This window comes from Kitasatospora xanthocidica (genome assembly GCF_014656195.1).
In the GTDB taxonomy this organism is placed as follows: domain Bacteria; phylum Actinomycetota; class Actinomycetes; order Streptomycetales; family Streptomycetaceae; genus Kitasatospora; species Kitasatospora xanthocidica.
The window spans coordinates 669,780-688,213 of record NZ_BNBY01000001.1 but is presented as its reverse complement, the minus strand read 5'-3'; the positions used below and the strand labels follow the sequence as shown (position 1 = coordinate 688,213).

General features: G+C 74.5%; 18 protein-coding genes and 1 tRNA gene. 8 read left to right on the top strand and 11 right to left on the bottom strand.

Annotated features, from left to right (window positions below; translation table 11 throughout):
• Position 1: 1 nt before the first annotated feature.
• The 5 genes from IE332_RS03040 to IE332_RS03020 all read right to left on the bottom strand — a co-directional run bounded on the left by IE332_RS03040 (position 2) and on the right by IE332_RS03020 (position 4,887).
• On the bottom strand, positions 2-1,273 hold the full coding sequence (locus IE332_RS03040; RefSeq protein ID WP_189913444.1) for a flavin monoamine oxidase family protein: 1,272 nt from the start codon (positions 1,271-1,273) through the stop codon (positions 2-4).
• A 5-nt stretch (positions 1,274-1,278) separates the two neighbouring features.
• Positions 1,279-2,541, bottom strand: coding sequence for a cytochrome P450 (locus IE332_RS03035; protein WP_189913443.1), 1,263 nt, complete (start codon positions 2,539-2,541; stop codon positions 1,279-1,281).
• A gap of 19 nt (positions 2,542-2,560) precedes the next feature.
• Positions 2,561-3,433, bottom strand: a complete 873-nt coding sequence (locus IE332_RS03030; protein ID WP_189913442.1) for an ABC transporter permease — start codon at positions 3,431-3,433, stop codon at positions 2,561-2,563.
• Positions 3,430-4,425 (bottom strand): ABC transporter ATP-binding protein, encoded by a 996-nt coding sequence (locus IE332_RS03025; RefSeq protein ID WP_189913441.1) that lies wholly within the window; start codon positions 4,423-4,425, stop codon positions 3,430-3,432. Before IE332_RS03025 ends, IE332_RS03030 begins: the two co-directional genes overlap by 4 nt.
• A gap of 93 nt (positions 4,426-4,518) precedes the next feature.
• A complete protein-coding gene (locus IE332_RS03020) occupies positions 4,519-4,887 on the bottom strand; it encodes a hypothetical protein (RefSeq protein ID WP_229928241.1) in 369 nt (122 codons plus the stop codon).
• Positions 4,888-5,215: 328 nt separating this feature from the next.
• Between IE332_RS03020 and IE332_RS03015 the strand changes: the two genes are divergently transcribed.
• The 3 genes from IE332_RS03015 to IE332_RS03005 are packed head-to-tail and all read left to right on the top strand — an operon-like array spanning position 5,216 to position 7,694.
• Positions 5,216-6,589: a cytochrome P450 gene (locus IE332_RS03015; protein WP_189913440.1), complete on the top strand. Its 1,374-nt coding sequence runs from the start codon at positions 5,216-5,218 to the stop codon at positions 6,587-6,589.
• Positions 6,586-7,467, top strand: coding sequence for a class I SAM-dependent methyltransferase (locus IE332_RS03010; protein ID WP_189913439.1), 882 nt, complete (start codon positions 6,586-6,588; stop codon positions 7,465-7,467). The genes IE332_RS03015 and IE332_RS03010 overlap by 4 nt, the downstream gene beginning before the upstream one ends.
• Positions 7,468-7,508: 41 nt before the next feature.
• Positions 7,509-7,694: a hypothetical protein gene (locus IE332_RS03005; protein ID WP_030245889.1), complete on the top strand. Its 186-nt coding sequence runs from the start codon at positions 7,509-7,511 to the stop codon at positions 7,692-7,694.
• Between the two features lie 126 nt (positions 7,695-7,820).
• Here the strand turns inward: IE332_RS03005 and IE332_RS03000 are convergent, their stop codons facing one another.
• From IE332_RS03000 to IE332_RS02990, 3 genes are all read right to left on the bottom strand, one after another.
• The gene (locus tag IE332_RS03000; RefSeq protein WP_189913438.1) at positions 7,821-9,827 is read right to left on the bottom strand and encodes a carbamoyltransferase C-terminal domain-containing protein; all 2,007 of its coding nucleotides are present in this window, start codon (positions 9,825-9,827) and stop codon (positions 7,821-7,823) included.
• Positions 9,828-10,123: 296 nt separating this feature from the next.
• Positions 10,124-10,196 (bottom strand) — tRNA-Lys (locus tag IE332_RS02995).
• 47 nt (positions 10,197-10,243) lie between these two features.
• On the bottom strand, positions 10,244-10,999 hold the full coding sequence (locus tag IE332_RS02990; protein WP_189913568.1) for a nucleotidyltransferase domain-containing protein: 756 nt from the start codon (positions 10,997-10,999) through the stop codon (positions 10,244-10,246).
• Positions 11,000-11,232: 233 nt separating this feature from the next.
• On the opposite strand from IE332_RS02990, the gene IE332_RS02985 reads away from it, so the two are divergent.
• The 3 genes from IE332_RS02985 to IE332_RS02975 all read left to right on the top strand — a co-directional run bounded on the left by IE332_RS02985 (position 11,233) and on the right by IE332_RS02975 (position 14,151).
• Positions 11,233-12,516: a DNA glycosylase AlkZ-like family protein gene (locus IE332_RS02985; RefSeq protein WP_189913437.1), complete on the top strand. Its 1,284-nt coding sequence runs from the start codon at positions 11,233-11,235 to the stop codon at positions 12,514-12,516.
• 67 nt (positions 12,517-12,583) lie between these two features.
• Complete coding sequence (locus tag IE332_RS02980; RefSeq protein ID WP_189913436.1) at positions 12,584-13,345, top strand: SDR family oxidoreductase; 762 nt, start codon at positions 12,584-12,586, stop codon at positions 13,343-13,345.
• A 110-nt stretch (positions 13,346-13,455) separates the two neighbouring features.
• Positions 13,456-14,151: a tyrosine-protein phosphatase gene (locus IE332_RS02975; protein ID WP_189913435.1), complete on the top strand. Its 696-nt coding sequence runs from the start codon at positions 13,456-13,458 to the stop codon at positions 14,149-14,151.
• Positions 14,152-14,174: 23 nt separating this feature from the next.
• On the opposite strand, the gene IE332_RS02970 is transcribed toward IE332_RS02975, so the two are convergent.
• Positions 14,175-14,624, bottom strand: a complete 450-nt coding sequence (locus IE332_RS02970) for an RICIN domain-containing protein (RefSeq protein WP_189913434.1) — start codon at positions 14,622-14,624, stop codon at positions 14,175-14,177.
• Entirely contained in the window at positions 14,617-15,708 is a 1,092-nt protein-coding gene (locus IE332_RS02965) for a low temperature requirement protein A (RefSeq protein ID WP_189913433.1), read from the bottom strand. The genes IE332_RS02970 and IE332_RS02965 overlap by 8 nt, the downstream gene beginning before the upstream one ends.
• Before the next feature lie 295 nt (positions 15,709-16,003).
• Here IE332_RS02965 and IE332_RS02960 point away from each other — a divergent pair, with 295 nt between their 5' ends.
• Positions 16,004-17,098, top strand: a complete 1,095-nt coding sequence (locus IE332_RS02960; RefSeq protein WP_189913432.1) for a hypothetical protein — start codon at positions 16,004-16,006, stop codon at positions 17,096-17,098.
• Between the two features lie 95 nt (positions 17,099-17,193).
• Positions 17,194-17,538, top strand: coding sequence for a hypothetical protein (locus IE332_RS02955; protein WP_189913431.1), 345 nt, complete (start codon positions 17,194-17,196; stop codon positions 17,536-17,538).
• Between the two features lie 27 nt (positions 17,539-17,565).
• Here IE332_RS02955 and IE332_RS02950 read toward each other — a convergent pair whose 3' ends face one another.
• Positions 17,566-18,399: a TIGR02452 family protein gene (locus IE332_RS02950; protein WP_189913430.1), complete on the bottom strand. Its 834-nt coding sequence runs from the start codon at positions 18,397-18,399 to the stop codon at positions 17,566-17,568.
• Between the last annotated feature and the right edge of the window lie 35 nt (positions 18,400-18,434).

Below are 18,434 nucleotides of genomic sequence, written 5' to 3'. Positions count from 1 at the left end.
TTCATCGAAGTGCCTTGAGGACTTGTTCGGCGGCGCGCTCGCCGCTGGCCAGGGCGCCCTGCACCCAGGGCAGCCGTTCGCCCGTCACGGTCGCCTCGCCGGCGAAGAAGAGCGTGCCGTCCACCGGCTCCGCCCACTGCCGGGCGGCGTCCTCCAGGCCGGCCCGGGGTGCGGTGAACGCGCCCGCGGCGTACGGGTCCCGGCCCCAGTCGGCGACGGTGACGTCGAGGACGGCGGCGTCCGAGGTCCAGGGCAGTGCCACCGCCAGCAGCGCCGCCAGCGCCGTACGGTCGCCGAGGGCCGCGCGCAGCCGGGAAGCGGCCCCGGCCTTGGCGACGACCAGGGCCTCGGGGCGGCCGGCGGTGCAGCGGACGAATCCGGTGCGGCCGTCGACGTCGAAGACGATCATGGTGTCGGGGGCGGACCGGTCCAGCGTCACCACGGCGCAGCAGCCGTCGCCGGCGGGCAGTCGGGCGGCGGCGTCGAGCTTGTGCGCGGGCAGCCCGGCGACACCGCCGACGGCCGCCGGCGGGACGGTGAGCACCAGCGCCCGGGCGGCGGCCGTCCCCCCGGCCGTCCCCCCGGCCGTCCCCCCGGCTGTCCCGGCACCGGTCCGTACGGTGACCCGCCCGGGCCCGTACCGCACCTCCCGGACGGGCTCGCCGAGCCGGACGTCCAGCCCGGCGGCCAGCCGCTCCGGCAGCCGGGCGAAGCCGCCCTCGACGGCGTACTCGCCCTCGCCGACGCCGTCCCCGCGGTGCGCGGAGGCGACGCCGGCGGCGCTCAGCCCGTCCGGGTCGGCGGCCCAGTTCTGCCGGAACCACTCGGTGGCGGCGGCGGCCTCCGGGCCGGTGCTGCCGACCGCCCGCAGCCAGGTGCCGACGGAGAGGCCGGTGACGCCGGGGGCGCGCTGCAGCATGGCCTCCAGCTGCCAGGGCGCGCGCCGGCCGAAGCTCAGGGCGCCCATCTCGCGGTTGGCGCCGTCCTCGACGATCCGGGCGGTGACCCGGCGCGGTACGGCGGTGGTGCGGCCGGGGCCGACCAGCTCGTGCACCGGGTTGTGCTCCCCGTGCACGACCTGGGCGCCGAGTTCCAGCGGCGGGCCGCCGTCGGCGGGGTGGAAGGTGTGGATCCGGCCGCCGAGCCGTTCCCGGGCCTCGTACACCCGGACGGCGAGGCCCTCCCGGTGCAGCAGCCGGGCGCAGTTCAGGCCGGACGGGCCGGCGCCGACCACGATGGCGTCGTACGTGGTCACAGCGGTCGCAGCGGTCACAGGGGTCACAGCTCACCGCCGAGGTCGATCGGAAGGGCCCGCAGCCGGCGCGGGACCAGGCACTGGTCCCAGTCCGGGGCGCCCGCCGGGCCGCGCAGGGCCGGGTGGCGGCGCAGCAGGCGGGGCAGCAGCAGGGCGGAGGTCTGCCGGACCAGCGGGGCGGCGAGGCAGAAGTGCGGGCCGCCGCCGAAGCCGAGGTGGGGGTTGGGGCTGCGGTCCAGGCGGAGTTCGTCCGGGTCGGCGAAGACGTCCGGGTCGCGGTTGGCGGCGGTGAGCACGGCGAGCACCCGGGCGCCGGGCGGGAGGACGCCGCCGTTCAGTTCGACCCGGTCGGTGGTGACCCGGGCGGTGAACGGGATCGGCGCTTCCAGTCGCAGCAATTCGTCCACCGCGAGGCGCGCGAGGTCCTCGTCGGCCCCGGCGAGCCGGGCGACCGCGGCGCGGTCGGGCAGCAGCAGGTGCAGGGCGTTGCCGATGGACTCGGCGAGGGGCTGCCAGCCGCCGATGACGGCCAGGTTGAGGATGCCGAGCATCTCGGCGCGGCTGAGCCGGTCGTCGGCGGCCAGGGCGGCCAGCGGCACCTCAGCGCCCTCGACCGTGGCGGCGTGCTTGTCGAGGTAGTGGGTGAGCGCGCCGGCGGCGCTGCGGCCGAGGGCGGCCCGGGCGGGCGGCACCATCGGGTCGAGGTTGACCGAGGCGGCCCGGGCGAGCGCTTCGAAGCGCTGGAGTTCGCCGTCGGGCAGGCCGAAGAGCCGGGCGTAGACGGCGGTGGCGAGCGGTCGTCCGATCTCGGCGACGGCGTCGACCGGGCGGTCGAGGGGCAGCCGGTCGAGCAGCGCGTCCACGTCCTCGGCGAGGCCGGCGGCGAGCGGGCGGACGGCGGCCGGCCCCAGGAGCAGCGCCCCCGGGGCCCGGAGCCGGTGGTGGTCCGGCGGGTCGGTGGTGAGCATGGACGGCGGCAGGGCGTCGTCGCGGGCGCGCTCGCGCTGGCCCTGGGCGGCCGAGAAGCGCGGGTCGCGCAGGACGGTCGCGCAGTCGGCGTGCGAGGTGATCAGCCAGAGCCGGGACGCGGCGTCGTAGTGGACCGGGTCGTTCGCCCTGAGCCACCGGTAGGCCGGGTGCGGGTTCGCCCGCCCGGCGGGGGCGAACGGGTGGATCAGGTGGCCGGGCAGGCGCACCGGCGGCGGCGTCGGATCCGCCGCCGTCAGGTCCGCCGCCGTCGGGCCTGCCGTCGCGAGGTCCGCCGTCGTGAGGTCTGCCGTCGTCATGTCCAGCTCCGGGGAGGTCTCAGCGGACCCGGGGGCCGCGCCAGCGGAAGGAGAAGGCGGTCAGCAGCAGGCCGGCCAGCGACCAGGCCGTGAGGACCATCGCGATGTGCCCCAGCTCCCAGTTCCCGGCCGGTTCCACCACGGTGAAGGAGTCCGGCAGGAAGACCGAGCGGAAGCCCTGGGCCATCCACTTGACCGGGAAGAACGCGGCCACCGTCTGCATCCAGGCGGGGAGTTGGCCGAAGGGGAAGAACACGCCGGAGATGAACTGCAGCACCATGAAGACCGGGGTGACGATCGCCGCGGCCGACCGGCTGTTGGGGATCAGCGCCGAGTACGCGGCGCCGGCCATCGCGCAGGCGACGGTGCCGAGGGCGAGGTCCCACCCGAGGGTGAACCAGCGCTCCGGGGTGCTGGGCAGCGGCAGCCCGAACAGGGCCAGCGCGATGCCGATCAGCAGTACGGTCTCCAGCGCGGTGGTGACGATGACCCGGACCAGCTTGCCGATGAAGTAGGCGGACTTGGGCATCGGGGTCATCGCGAGACGGCGGACGGTCCCGGTGTCGCGCTCGATCGCGATGTTGATCGCCAGGCCGGAGAAGGCCGTGCTCATCACGCCGGCGGCGATGATGCCGGCCATGAACACCAGCTTGACGTCGGTGTCGGTGCCGGTCACCTTGCCCGAGAAGATCGAGCCGAAGACCATCAGCAGGATCACCGGGAACATCAGGGTGAAGACCAGCGACTGCTTGTTCCGGAAGAACGCCCGCAGCTCGACCTTGGAGCGGGCCGCGCCGGCCCGGAGGATGCCGGGCATCCGGCCGGCGCGCCGGGGCGTCGCGGCGGTGGCCGCCGGGGCCGGAGCGGTCGCGGTGGGTTGGGTGAGGGTCATCGCTTGCCCGCCTCGTGGGTGATGCTCTGGCTGGTGTCGGCACCGCGGTCGGTGCCGTCGGCGTTCTCCCGGATGAGGTCCAGGTAGACGTCCTCCAACGTGGGCCGGTGCACCCGCAGTTCGGGCAGTTCGCCGACCCCCGCCCGATGTGCCCACGGGACCAGCGCCGCGAGCAGCGCGGTCGGGGCGTGCGTGGCGATCCGGAGTACGCCGTCCACGCCCACCGGGGCCGGTTCGGCCCCGGGTGGCAGCGGCGGCAGCGTACGGCCGGCCAGCTCCGGCGGAATCCGGAAGGAGACCGTGGTCGGAGTCTGTGAGCGGCCGCCGAACTCGGCCAGCGGTCCGCACTGGACCACTCGGCCGGCGACGATCACCGCGGCGCGCTGGGCCAGCGCCTCGGCCTCGTCCAGGTAGTGCGTGGTGAGCACGGTGGTGCGACCGCGCTCGGAGAAGTAGCGGACCAGGTCCCAGGCCTCTCGGCGAGCCACCGGGTCCAACCCGGTGGTGGGTTCGTCGAGGAAGATCAGGTCCGGGTCGCCGACGATGCCCACCGCGACGTCGAGCCGGCGGGCCTGGCCTCCGGAGAGGTCCGCGCTCTGCTTCTTCTGGTGCTTGCCCAGTCCGACCATGTCGATGACCTGGCCGACCGGGAGCGGGTTCGGGTAGAACGCGGCGAAGTGCTCGACCACTTCGCGCACGGTCAGGTCCGAGTAGGCGCCGGTGGTCTGCGGGACCACCCCGATCCTGGCGCGCCACTCGCGCCGGTCCTCGGCTGGGTCGCAGCCGAGGACCCGCACGTCACCGCCGGTTCGCTGGCGGACGCCCTCCAGGATTTCGACGGTCGTCGTCTTGCCCGCGCCGTTCGGCCCGAGCAGGGCGAAGACCTCACCCTGGTGGATGTCCAGATCCAGACCCTGGACCGCGTGCCAGTCGCCGTAACTCTTGCGCAGGCCGCGGACTGAGACGGGGTGTTCCCCGACGGCAGTCGCCACTGTGGATCGCTCCTCTGTGGGGTTTTCAGGCCGACCCGGTCCTCAGGTCGACCGGCCGGGCACTCTGCCCGGCGGGCGGGATTCCCGGGTGGATCAGGTGCAGCAGCAGCACGGGCAGCAGCAGGAGTTGCCGCCGGCCGCGATGTCCGACAGGTCGCCCTCGCTGAGCTCGGCGGTGTCGATCTGCGGGGTCTCCGGGATGTGGAACTCGTAGCGACCGGTCGCGAGACCGATCTCGAAGAGCTCGACCTGCACCTCGAGGTTGCCCTCCTGCTCGCCCTCGGCGGCAGTCGAGACGATGACGATCTCGGCGTCGGCCGGGAACTCCAGGCCGGCCTCGGCGAGGGCGGCGCGGGCGTCGGTACGCAGGCGGGCCGCGTACTCCTCGCTCGACCAGGCGCTGATCAGGGCACGGGTGTAGCCGTTGACGAACTCGGCCCGCTTCCTCTGGTCCAAAGCCATGTGACTTTTCCTTTTCTCAGATTTCCGGTGGTGCCGGCGGTGCCGGGAGCTTGGTGCTCGGTGCTTCCCGGCGCTGCTGACAAATGAAGAATGACACGGCCGCAATCGGCCGCCAAGACTTCATTTCCGGTGCCCGGACTAAGTATTGAGCACATGCGGCAGGTGCGGTAGATTTCAGCCGTCACGCGCCCATGAATACGTATCAGAATACGCATCGCAATACGCATTCGAATGCGTACCGGGAATTGCCGGGTACGCATTGCAGGGCCGAGTACGCATTCCGGAGTCCCGGGTAAGCATCGAGAGGAAAACGGGGGTGGTCCGCACCGTGCCTACGCACACCGTCCCGCCAGGCCCTGCCGACGACGTCGACATGGCGCTGATGAGGGAGTCGCCGCTCGACTTCATCACCGGCCTGGCCCGCCGCTACGGCGACGTCACCCGCCACCGCGCGGCCGGCGACACCGTCTACCTGCTCAACCGGCCGGAGTACGCCAAACACGTGCTCAAGGACAACGGCGCCAACTACACCAAGGAGGGCACCCCGGACGACGCCATGCTGCGCCCGCTGCTCGGCAACGGGCTGCTCACCAGCAACGGCGCCGACTGGGCCCGCCAGCGGCACCTGACCGCCCCGGCCTTCCGCCCCAGCGCCGTGCGCACCTTCGACGAGATCGTCACCGACGCCACCACCGCCATGCTGGAGCGCTGGCGCCCGTCCCTGGAGTCCGGCGCCCCGGTGGAGGTGGACGAGCAGTTCACCGCGCTCACCCTGGGCATCCTCACCCACGCCATCCTCGGCGCCGACATCGACGGCATCGGCGAGGGCTTCAGTCGCGCGGTGGACGCCGTCAACCGCTGCATCGGCCACTACGTACCGAGCCCCGACCCCGACCCGGCCGACACCGCCCGCCGGTACGCCGACTTCGGCCGGGCCCGGGTCTTCCTCAACACCGTCACCCGCACCCTGATCGCCTCCCGCCGTCTGAGCGGCGGCAGCAGCGGGGGCAGTGGCGGCAGCGGCGGGGGCAGCGGGCGGGACGGTGCCGGGAAGGGCGGCAACCTGCTGGACACCATGATGTCCACCGACCACCTGGTCTCCGACGAGGACCTGCGCGACCAGGTGCTGACCATCGTGATGGCCGGCCACGAGACCACCGCCAAGTCGCTGACCTGGACGCTCTACCTGCTCGACCGCCACCCCGAGGAGCTGGCCAAGGTCCGCGAGGAGGTCGACCGGGTCCTCGGCGGCCGCCCGCCGACCGCCGCCGACCTCCAGGACCTGCCGGCCTGCCGCCGGGCGATCCAGGAGGCCATGCGGCTCTACCCGCCGGTCTGGCTGATCTCCCGCCGGGCGGTGGCCGAGGACACCGTCGGCGGGTACCACGTCGAGCCCGGCACCCTGGTGTGCGTCAGCCAGTGGGTGCTGCACCGCCACCCCGACTACTGGGACGCACCGGACGCGTACCGCCCGGACCGCTTCGACGGCGCCGACCTCCCCAGCCACCTCTACCTGCCGTTCGGCGGCGGCGACCGGATCTGCGTCGGCCAGCACTTCGCGATGCTGGAGGCGGTCCTGGTGCTCGCCACCCTGCTGCAGTCGGTCCGGCTGGAACTGGTCGAGGGCTTCCCCGTGGAGCCCGAGGCCCTGGTCACCCTCCGCCCCAAGCACGGCATGACGATGATCGCGAGGCCCCGATGACCACCACCGACACCACGACCGCCACCGACGCCCCCGCCCGTCCCGTCGGCGGCTCGTACGACCCGGCCCGCACCACCGGCGGCGGTCTGGCCGCCGAACTCGACCGGCTGGAGGCGCAGGCCGCGCTCTCCTTCCCCGAGGAACTGCGCATCCTGCGCGAACTGGGCATCGGCTCGGACGGCACCGACGCCACCGTGCTCGAACTCGGCGCCGGGCCGGGCGCAGTGACCCGACGGCTGCGCGCCGCGCTGCCCGCCGGCACCACCCTGATCGCCGCCGACATCGACGCCGAACTGCTCGCCCACGCGGCCGGTCCCGGCGTCACCCTGCTCGTCGCCGACGGCGCCGACCTGCCGCTGCCGGACGCGAGCGTGGACTTCGTCCTGCTCCGCTACGTCCTCCAGCACGTGCCCGACCCGGTCTCCGTGCTCGCCGAGGTCCGCCGGGTGCTGAAACCCGGCGGACGGGTCGCCTGTACCGAGGTCGACTCCGCGCTGTGGGGCGCCGCCGAGCCCTCGTACCCCGAACTCGCGGGCGTGCACGCCAAGATGGCCGCCGCCCAGCGCGCCGACGGCGGCGACCGGTCGATCGGCCGACGGCTGCCCCGGCTGCTGCGATCGGCCGGCTTCGACCAGGTCGCGCTGCGCCCCTTCGCGACCACCAACGACGACCACCCCACCGACGCCTTCGCCCCCCAGCTCGGCCCGCAGCGGCTGGAACCGCTGGTGGCCCGGGGCGTCCTCTCCCTGGCCGAACTCGCCCTCGCCGCCGACCGCTGGAACCGCTTCCGGTCGGACCCCGACGCCTGGGTGATGCTGCTCGGCCTCACCGCCGCCGCGACCGCACCCGCGGGCCGCGGACCGCAGGAAAACGCCTGACCACCACACCAACCGACAGAGCAGCACCGAAAGGAACCGCCATGCACCCCAAGGTCAAGATCTTCATCACCATCTTCTGCTACATCAGCGCCGTCGCCGGTCTGATCACCGCCGTGATGGACGCCAGCCACAAGCCCGCCCAGACCACCGACGCGGTCGTCGCCGGCGTGCTCGGCGTCGCCTTCCTGCTCGGCGGCCTGGCGCTGACCCGGAAGCCGCGCTACTGACGGTGGTGGCGACGCCCGGCGGCTTAGCAGCGGGAACGGGTCGGGGGGTAAGGCTTCGAAAGCCTTACCCCCCGACCCGTTCCGGCCCTGTACAAGCCGATCAAGCCCCGCCCCGTGCGGCAGCCGTCAGCGCGACTTGCGCAGCGGGTTGATCACCCCGAACGCCCCGGTCAGCGTGGACGGGTCGACGAAGGAGCCGCCCGGCCCGTGCGTCCGGCGGAAGTTGTCGACCAGCCCGCGGAACGACGGGTCCACCGTCGCCCGGTACGCGGCCAGCAGGTTGACCCGCTCCGGCGTGGACAACTCCTGCTCCGCGCGCAGCTGGTGGCTGCGCGACAGGTGGTACATGCCCTCGACGGTGTACCCGGCGTCCAGCCAGCCCTGCCACAGCGCGTCGCGGTCCGCCTCCTGCCCGGCGAAGTACTCCAGCGCGCGCGGCCGCGGCTCGGTCGGCGCGTCCGCGGCCGGCACCGGGGCGGTCCGCAGCTCGACCCGCCGCCCGCACAGGTAGAGCACCGGAACGCCCTTGCGGACACAGAAGTTGAGCGCCTGCGCGGCCTGGTCGACGACCGCCTCGGCCTTGTCGTTGAGCGAGGTGTTGCAGAGGATCGGCACCCCGGTCGCGGCCCGGAACGCGTCCAGCGCCCGGTGCAGCCGCGGGTTGGACTCGGCGGTGACCGTCTGGTGCCGGGCCGAGCCGTCCAGGTGGACGATCGCGGGCACCAGGTCCCGCACCTCCGGGCGGACCTGCACCGCCTCCAGCATGTACGGCGACTCGCGGTCCGAGGCGAACCACTCGCCGGTGTGCTCGGCCATCACCATCGGGGCGACCGGGCGCCACCACTGGCGCCGCTTGTACTCGTTCAGCAGGTCCTTGACCTTCTGCGAGCGCGGGTCGCCGATCAGGCTGCGGTGGCCCAGCGCGCGCGGACCGAGCTCGGCCCGGCCGTCCACCCAGGCGATCACGCCGTCCGAGACGTCGGCGACGAACCGCTCGGCCTCGAAGTCCGTCACCGAGGCGATCCACGGCGCGAACTCGGCCAGCGCCTCCTCGACGTCCATGACGTCCCGGCCGTAGTACGGCGAGAGGATCCGCAGCCCGGACTCCGCCAGCGCGCCGGCCCCGTACAGGCCGAGCAGGCCGAGGCCGATGCCCTGGCCGGAGTCGTTGGCGCACGGCGGGGTGACCAGGCCCTTGAAGCCGAACCGGTCCATCAGCAGTGTGTTGGTCGGGCAGTTGAGCGCGTACCCGCCGCTGGTCGACAGATGGGTGTCCTCGGCGCGGATGCCGCCGACCTCCAGCAGCCGCTCCACGTTGCGGATCGCGACGCCCTCGCAGCAGCGCTGGACGACCTTCATCACCGCGCTGCGCAGGTGGTCCTCGCGGCTGAGCGAGTCGTCCAGCTCCACGTCGGCCAGCTGCTCCTCGGCGGCGGCCACCACCGCGCGGACCAGGTCGTGCGCGGCCTTCCAGGGCTGGGTCGCGGAGCCGCCGAAGAAGGTGACGTCCGCGATCGCGGCCTCGGCGTCGAACTCGATCGCCGCCGTGGAGGCCGTGGCCAGCGCCATCAGCGAGCCGGGCTCCAGGCCGAACACCGTCTCGGCGGCGGTGTACAGCGGGCCGGGCGACTCCACCGGCTCGAAGGTGATCTTCCCCTGCTTCACCACGCAGCCGGCGTACCAGTAGGTGTTCGGGCGGCTCTCCTGCGCGTAGTCCGGCAGCGCGTCGATCGCCATGCCGATGATCTGCCCGTCCCGGAACAGCGGGACGTCCCTCAGCACACCGCTGAACAGGTGCGCCAGGCTGTGCAGCGGGAACTCCTCCGACCCGGCCGGCTTCGGCACCGGCCGCGCCTTCGGCAGCCCCGGCGTGCCCCAGGTCGCCGTCACGTCGTCGAGGGTCAGCCCCTCCTCGGCCAGCAGCGCCGACAGGAAGGCCTCGGCCCGGCCCTCGGTGTACAGCGGCCAGAAGTGGTGCTTCTGCCCGCTGACCCGCTCCAGCTCCCACACCCGCACCAGTTCGACGTCCGCGCCGTCCCGGCGCCACAGCGCGACATTCTGGTCGTGCCGCACCGAGAAGACCGCACCCGGCCCCGGCGGCGTGAGATAGGCGGAAAGGAAATGCTCGGCCACGGTTACCTCTTTTTCCTCGGTCTGCCCAGGAGAGGTAATTCCGGCCCGTTCGCGAGGGGATTTCCCGCACCCCGCCCAGGGCCGGCCGCCCGCCCCGGCACCAGCGACTACCCGGCCATTCGACCACGCCCGCCGAGACCCGGTACATACTGAAATCCCCGTTTACGCACGCCCCCGCCCGCCGCCTACGCATGCGCAATCCCGGGCGCCGGAAGGCCGGTCCGGGCCCGTGGTCGACCCCGGCCCGGGAACGGCGGAGGCCGGGTCAGCGATGTGCTGACCCGGCCTCGTCGCGGTGGGGCACCAGGGGCTCGAACCCTGAACCTACGGATTAAAAGTCCGCAGCTCTGCCAATTGAGCTAGTGCCCCGCGGCCCTCGGTCCCGGTGGTACCCGGTGGGAAGAGCCACCGCGATCCTACCCGGTGGGGCCCAGGGCTCCGCCAGTGGATTGCGCGGGCGCGCCGGTGGCGTGGAGCGCTCCTTGAGGCGGGGTGTAGTGGGCGGCGCGGACCCGGCGGAGCCAGTCCTCGACGGGGCGCGGGTCGGGGACGGCGGGCAGGACGCCGGGGCCGTCCAGGCGCTCGGCGGCGTCGGCGAGCAGGGATTCGGCGACGGCCGGCCGGTCGGCGATGCGTTCGCCGAGGTCGCGGATCCGTTCGGGGTCGGGCAGCCGGATCAGGTTACGGCCGGTCCGGTGCAGGCGGACGGCCTGCTCGACCAGCCGGACCAGGTGCCGGGCGTGCTTGGCGGCCCGGCGGCGGGTGGCCGGGTCGGTGGTGTCACGGGTCAGCAGTTTGCGGAACTGCTGGTCGGCGTAACCGAGATAGGCCCTGCGCACGGCCGGTGCGCTGAGGAAGGCCGCGCGGATGCCGATCAGTTCCTCGCCGAGCGGGGTGCGGGTCTCGTACAGCTCGTCCGGCAGCCAGACGAGTTCGGAGGCGGTCGGATTGCAGCCCAGGGCGAGCCGGCACCACTTGGCGGCCTCGTGCAGGGTGAGGTCGGGATCGGTGCTGACGTGCGACTCGGCCGGGCGGTGCAGACCGTGCAACTCCTCGGTGGGGGTGGCGAACAGGCCGAGCCGGTCGACGTCGGAGCCGGCGTGGGCGAAGCCGTAGGCGGTGGAGCCGACGATGCCGGCGAGCAGGACGGCACCGGGGACGGCGCCGGGCAGGGCGGCGCCGGGCGGGGCGGGCACGGGCGGGGCGGCGGGCACGGGCGGGGCGGCGGACACGGGCGGTCTCCTCCCGGGGGACGTACGGCCGGAGGACGTACGGATGGACGGACGTACGGATGGACGGACATACGGCCGGGCCGCCGAACGGGTACCGGCATCCTCTCCGGAGCGGGCCGCGCCGGGCGAGCGATTTCCGGTCCCCGGCCCGCCCGGCCGCCGATACTGGCCCCATGGAGCGCGATCCCCACGCGGAAGCGGTGACAGCCGGGGCGGCCGGAACGACCAGGGCAGCCGGGGCGACCGGGACAACCGGCGCGACCGGAACGGCCGGAACGGCCGTCGGCGTCGAGAAGCTGCGGGCCTGGTGGTCGCACCGGCAGTGGCTGGACCGTCCGCACCCCGGCGCGTCCGCCGCGGAGGTGCTGGCCGCCACCGGCTGGGCCCGCTCGGTGGGCGGCGCGGCGCCGTACCTGGGCCTGTTCGCCCGGGCCGGGCTCGGCCGGGCGGCGGTGGACGCGGCGGTGGCCCGGCTGGAGGTGCACGAGCTGCCCGCCGCGCGGGGCTGTACGTACGTGCTGCCGGCCGCCGACTTCGCGCTCGGTCTGGCGGCCGGCGCGGCCGCACCGGTGGGGGAACTGGCGGCGGCGGAGAAGCACCTGGGGGTCGGCCGGGACGAGGTGGAGAAGCTCTGCCTGGCGATCGAACGGGTGCTGCCCGAGGGCGAACCCCTGGACCCGACCACGATCCGGGAGTCGGTCGGCGACGCGGTCCGCCCGCTCGGCGAGGCGGGCCGGAAGCGCGGCGTCGCCACCACCCTGCCGCTCGCCCTCGGGCTGATGCAGTCGCGCGGCCGGATCCGCCGGGTGCCCGTCAACGGCCGCCTGGACCAGCAGCGTTACGGCTACACCGGCTGGGACCAGCCGGTCGCCGGGGACGCCGCCGACCTCGCCCGCCGCTACTTCTCCTGGGCCGGCCCGGCCACCCTCACGCACTTCCGCTGGTTCTCCGGCTTCACCGCCGCCACCGCCCGCCGGGCCGTCGCCGAGGCGGGCGCGGTCCCGCTCGCGCCCGACTCCGACCTCCTGCTGCCACCCGAACTCGCCGAGGAGTTCGCCGAGTTCACGGTGCCGGGCACCCCGCACTACACCCTGCTGGCCGGCATCGACGGCATCCACCTGCTGCACCGCGACCTGCCCCGGCTGCTCGACCCGGCCGACGCCGCCCGCCCGCTGCCCGCCGGCCGGGCCGGCCGCGTCTTCGGCACCGAGGCCGACCCGCAGACCCACGTGGTGCTGGACCGCGGCCGGATCGTCGGGCTCTGGGAGTACGACACCGAGCGGGCCGAGATCGTCCTGCTGCCCTTCGTCCCGCCGGACGACGCCCTGCGGGAGGCGGTGGCCCGTACCGAGGCGTTCGTCCGCGAGGAGCTGGGCGACGCCCGCGGTTTCAGCCTCGACTCGCCGAGGAGCCGGGCACCGAAGATCGCGGCACTACGGGCCGCCGCGGCGGCCTGACGGGCGGGCCGGGCGTACAGCGGCCCGACCGGCATGACGGCCCGAACCGCCGGGTAGCGTACGGATCATGTCGACCACCACCACCGACGAGGTCCTGATCGTCACCGGCGCCGGCCGCGGCATCGGTGCCGCCACCGCCCTGCTGGCCGCCCGCCGCGGCCACCGGGTCTGCGTCAACTACCGTACGGACGAGGCCTCGGCGGCGGCCGTCGTGGACGCGATCCGGGCCGAGGGCGGTACCGCCCTGGCCGTCCGCGCCGACGTCAGCCGGACCGCCGACGTGGAGCGGCTGTTCGCCACCGTGGACGACGAACTCGGCCAGCTCACCGGCCTGGTGAACAACGCCGGCACGCTGGAGAAGCAGTGCCGGCTGGAGGAGATCGACGAGGACCGGCTGACCCGGATCTGGGCCGCCAACATCACCGGCCCGTTCCTCTGCGCGGCCCAGGCCGTCCGCCGGATGTCCACCCGGCACGGCGGCCGCGGCGGCGCCATCGTCAACGTCTCGTCGGCCGCCTCCCGGATCGGCTCGCCGAACGAGTACGTCGACTACGCGGCCGCCAAGGGCGCGGTGGACTCGATGACCCGCGGCCTGGCCCTGGAGGTCGCGGCCGAGGGGATCCGGGTAAACGCGGTGCGGCCCGGGCTGATCCACACCGACATCCACGCGCTCGGCGGCGAGCCGGGGCGGGTCGACCGGGTCGCCCCCGGCCTGCCGATGCGGCGCGGCGGGCAGCCGGAGGAGGTCGCCGAGGCGATCCTCTTCCTGCTCTCCCCGGCCGCCTCGTACACCACGGGGGCGTTCCTGGAGGTCTCGGGCGGGCGCTGAGGGCTGATCCCCACCGGTTCGGGGGCCGGTTTCGGACAGCGTCGCCCCGCCACCGAACGGCCCCCTCCGGTTTCCTTCCCCGAGCCCGCCCCCGCCCGTACGGTGGGGCCATGACCGACGCCTTCATCGACATCCCCGGTGTGCGCAACTTCCGTGACGCGGGCGGGATCGGCGCCCTCCGCCGGGGCGTGCTCTACCGCTCCGGGTCCCTCCACACCCTCACCGAGGAGGGCGCCCGACGGCTCAAGGATCTCGGCCTGCGGACGGTGATCGACCTGCGCAGCGCGTTCGAGCTGGAGGTCTGGCCCGACCAGCGGCACGGTCTCGACCACGAGACCCTCCACCTGCCGACCCTGCCCGCCGACCGCGACAACCTCGACCGGCCCTGGCCCGAGGACCAGGCCTCCCTCTACCCCTTCATGGCGGAGACGGCCGGCCCCTCGCTGGCCGCCGTCATGCGCCGCCTCGCCGAACCGCAGTCGTCGGCCGTCCTGGTCCACTGCGCCGTCGGCAAGGACCGCACCGGTCTGACCGTCGCCGTCCTGCAGACCCTGCTCGGCGCCTCCGAAGCCGACATCACCGCCGACTTCCTGCTCTCCAACATCGGCCTCGGCCTGGACAAGGGCCCCACCCCGTACATCGACGAGACCGGCACCGAACGCGTCTCCCGCCCGGTCGGCGCCGAACTCCTCGCCTCCTCCCTGGCCTGGATCCGCACCCACCACACCGACATCCCGGCCTACCTGCGCCACCACGGCGTCACCGACGCCGAACTGGCCGCCGTCCACACCAACCTCTCGGCCTGACGCGGGCGGTCAGGCGCGGGCGGTCAGGCGCGGCGCTCGAAGCGCCACCACTGGGTGGGGGCGTCGACGTCCTCCCACTGGCGGACGACGTCGTCCGGGGCGTCCGGTGCCGTCAGGGGCTTGCCGCTGACGAAGCTGGTGACGGTGTAGGTGCCCGGGGCGTCCACGTGGGACTCCAGCAGCCACTCCTGGGCGCCGAAGGCGTTGGCGCCCCACTGCTGGATGGGGACGCCGTTGTCGGGGGAGGCGCCGGTGACGTCGAGGCGCTTGCCACTGCCGGCGTTCTCCAGGTGGAAGAGCGCGCCGCCCGGGTGGACGGCGGTGAGGCGCCAGAGCTGGGCGTCGGTGCCGTCGTCCGGGCCCAGGACGATCCGGGCGCCGCTGCGCCGGGAGGCGTCGGCGACCCGCAGCAGCAGGCCGTTGCCGACGTTGCGCACGAGGTAGCTGCCGTCGGTGATCGCGGAGTCAGTCACGGTCGAAGTCTGCCACCGGGTACCGACAGGCCTCGTAGCCGAAGACCGCGGCCAGCACCGCCGCCACCACGCCGACCTGGACCAGCGCCGACACCCGGGTGCCCAGCGGCACGGTGCCCGCGACCAGGACGGCGCCGAGCACCCGGGGCAGGTTGGGGCGCAGGCCGAAGAAGCCGCGCAGGGCCGTGTTGACCAGCAGGTAGAGGGTGGTGCCGCCGGCCAGCGCCCCGGCCTGGGGCAGGCCGGTCGCGGCGCCGGGGTGGCCGACCGCGGACTTCACCCCGGCGGCGAACAGCACCACGCCGAGCAGCAGCCCGAGGTGGCCGAGGTAGTAGACGGAGACGGCCGCCCGGTTGCGCCGGTCGGAGGGCAGCGCGGCCATCCGGTGTTCGGCGCGGGCGTCGTCGTCGTGGCCGAAGTACGCCCACCAGAGCCCGACGCAGACGCTCAGGCTGAGCAGCGCGACGGCGAGCAGCGCGGGCCCGGGTTCGGCGCTCCCGGCGCCGACGCCGATGGCGATCACCGACTCGCCGAAGGCGATGATGACGATCAGCCCGTGCCGCTCCACGAAGTGGTCGGAGCGCAGCCGGAACTCGGGCAGTCCGGCCACCCACGGGGTCACGAACTGCATCGCGAACGCCGTCATCCAGAAGCCGAGTTGGGCGCTCCCGGCGACGTAGCCGCCGGTCACCACCAGGGCGCCGACGACCAGGTTGCTCGCGCCCATCCGCAGCACCGCGGCGGGTGTGACCCCGGCGGCGACGAACATCCCGGTGTGCAGGGCGACGATCACCAGGTACGCCCAGCCGAAGGCGGCGCCGCTGCCCTCGAAGGCGTGCGGGACGGACAGCGAGATCACCAGGAAGCCGCCCATCGCCAGCATCAGCAGGCCGCGCCGGCCGTGGGTGCGCGGCGGCATGGCGTTGGTGAGCCAGATGAAGGCGTCGTACATCCACCAGATCAGGGCCAGCATCACCAGCACCTGGGCGAATCCGCCGGGGGTGAGGTGGTGGGCCAGGCTGCCGGTGAGCTGGGTGATGGCGAAGACGAAGACGAGGTCGAGGAAGAGTTCGAGCGGCGCCACCTTCAGGGCCGGCTCGGCGCTCCCGGCGGCCTCGACGGCCCCGGGGCTACCGGGGGCACCGGCTGGAACGCGAGCGCCGGGGCGACCGGTGCGGCCGGGGGCACCGGCGGGAACGGGAGCGCCGTGGGCGACGGGAGCGCCGTGGGCGACGGGGACACCGTGGGAGACGGGAGCACCGGAGGAAACGGGGCCACCGGAGGAAACGGAGGACGCGGTCACCGCGCGAGTATCCGTCACCGGGCCGGGGCGCGGGGGCGTTTCGACCGGACCGGCCGGGCCGCCTATGCTGCGGCGAATGTCCACCGAGCAGACTCCGTCGCACCGTCAGCAGCCCGCCCTCCTCGAAGCCGTGGCCGAACTGGAGGCGGTGGTCGCCGCCGGGGACGACGAGCGCTTCGGCCCCGCGCTCGGCCCGGTCGGCGGGCTGTTCGGCTCGGCCGCCCCGGAGGAGCGGGCGGCGGCCGGCCCCCGGCTGGCCGCGCTGCTGCCGGACGCCCCGCCGTTCCCCCGCTCCCACCTGGCCATGGTGGTGGGCGCCTGCGTGGAGCACGGCGCCGATCCGGTCGCCTGCGCCGGCCCGGTGCTGGCCGGCCTGCGCGGGGCGCTGAGCGGGGCGCGGGTGCTGGCCCGGCGCTGGGCCGAGACCGGCGGCGGCCCGCTGCCGGACCCGGAGCAGGACGACCCGGCCGAGGCGCACGAGCGGATCGCCGACCCGGCGCTGCTGGACGAGTGGAACGCCCACCTGGCCGTGGTCGGCTGGTGGACACTGCACCTGTGGCAGCAGGCGGCCTGGGCGGTGTACGCGCACGCCCCGGTCCGGGCCGAGGCCCGTGCCGCCGGGGTGACCGAGGTGCTCGTGGAGCTGTTCGCCCGGTACGAGGGCGAGCGGCACGACTTCAAGGGCCTCGCCCACCTGGCGCTGATGCTGGACGAGGAGCCGCTGCTGGTGCTCGACCGCCCCACCGGCACCGGCTACCTGCTGCGGATGAGCGGCCTGAGCGACACCTTCCAGCTGCACACCCTGCTGGCCGACGTGCTGATCGGCGGCGGCCACCTGCCCGGCGCCCGGCAGGACCCGGAGGTGGTGGCGCTGGCCCGTACCGCCTTCCTGGACGGCCGCCGGCTGATCGCGTCCGGCGCCTTCAACCTGGTCGCCCCGGACGGCGGCTGGCTCTGGAACGAGGGCACCCCGAGCGACATCCCGGTGCTGGACGGGGTGCGCACCCTGGTGCTGGAGCCGCTGCCGTACGAGCGCAGCTGGTCGGCCGGGCGGTTCATCCAGGAGGTGCCGGGCGACCTGCGGCTGGAGCGGGTGCTCGACCCGGCGGAGGCGGCGCGGTGGCTGGCCAGGACCGTCCCGGGGAAGCCCGCCGCGGAGGCCTTCCGGTAGAGGGCGGAGTCCCGCCGGGGCAGCCCCCGGCGGGCCGCCGGAGGGGCCGGGTTATGGTCGGACGACCGACACAGCCCCGAGGAGTGGAGTCGACGATGGCGAAGGTCCCGAACGTGCTCGCGACCGCCGCGCCCGCCGCGCTGACCGCGGCGAGCGGTCTGGTCGGCGGCTACGGCGTCGCCCGCTGGAGCGGCCGGCGCGAGCTGGGCGGCGCGGTGCTGGCGGTGGCCGGCGCCGGGGCGGCCGCGCAGTGGCGCCGCGGTTCGGGTACGGCCACCGCGGCGGTGCTGACCGGTCTGTACGTGGCGGCCTTCGGCGGCTCGCACCCGCTGGCGAAGCGGATCGGCGCCTGGCCGTCCGTGTTCGCCGTCACCGGCGTGGTCGCGGCGGCCTCCACGGCCGCCACGGCACTGTCCGCCCGCAACCGCAGGACCCGTTAGAGCCCGTCACAAACCGGGAAGGCCTCGTCAGGCCCCGCGCGCCGCGCCGAACCGGGTCTCGAAGGCGGCCCGGTTCGCCGAGACCGGCGAGCGGTCCCAGACCGCGAACACCACCCGCTCGAAGGCCGCCCCGTACCGGGCCAGCGCGCCCTCGAAGGCCTCGGCGACCTGCGCCGGGTCGTTGCGGAACACCCCGCAGCCCCAGGCCCCGAGCACCAGGGCGCGCACCTCGTGCTCGGCGGCCGCCGCGAGCACCCGCACGGCCCGCTCGGCGAGCACGCCGCGGACGTCCGTGCCGGCCGAACGCCGTTCCAGCTGACCGGCGTTGGGCGCGGGCGAGGTCAGGAAGGTGACCGGGTACGGCCGTGCCAGCAGGTCGCCGCGCCCGCCCCGGATCACCGGCACGCCGGGCGAGACGATCACCCGGTGGCTGTACCGGAGGTCGGTGGAGGCCCGGTGCGCCTCGTAGTAGTCCGGCGCCTCCAGCAGGCAGCTGTACAGCAGCGCGCTGCGGCACAGGTCCTCCTCCTGGGCGCGGGCGCCGCGCAGGTACCCGCCGCCGGGGTTGCGGGCGGAGGCGAAGTTCAGCACCCCGACCGGGCCGGCCCCGGCCTCGACCAGGCGCCGGGCGGCCTCGACGCTCCCCTCGGCCGTCACCTCGACGCTCCCGCGCGGGCCGGGCCCGGGCCCGCCGGCTGCCACCAGGGCGTCCAGCGCCGACGGCGCGTACGACACCGTGCCGGCCCGGGCCGCCGTCAGCCGCTCCCCCACCGGCACGAGTTCGCCGCCGGCCGTCCGGTAGCTCCCCCGCTCGGCGATCTCCTCGTTCACCCGTGCCACGTCATGCAGTCTGCTGCTCATGTCGTGGACGGTACGGGACTACCGCGTCCGGGCGC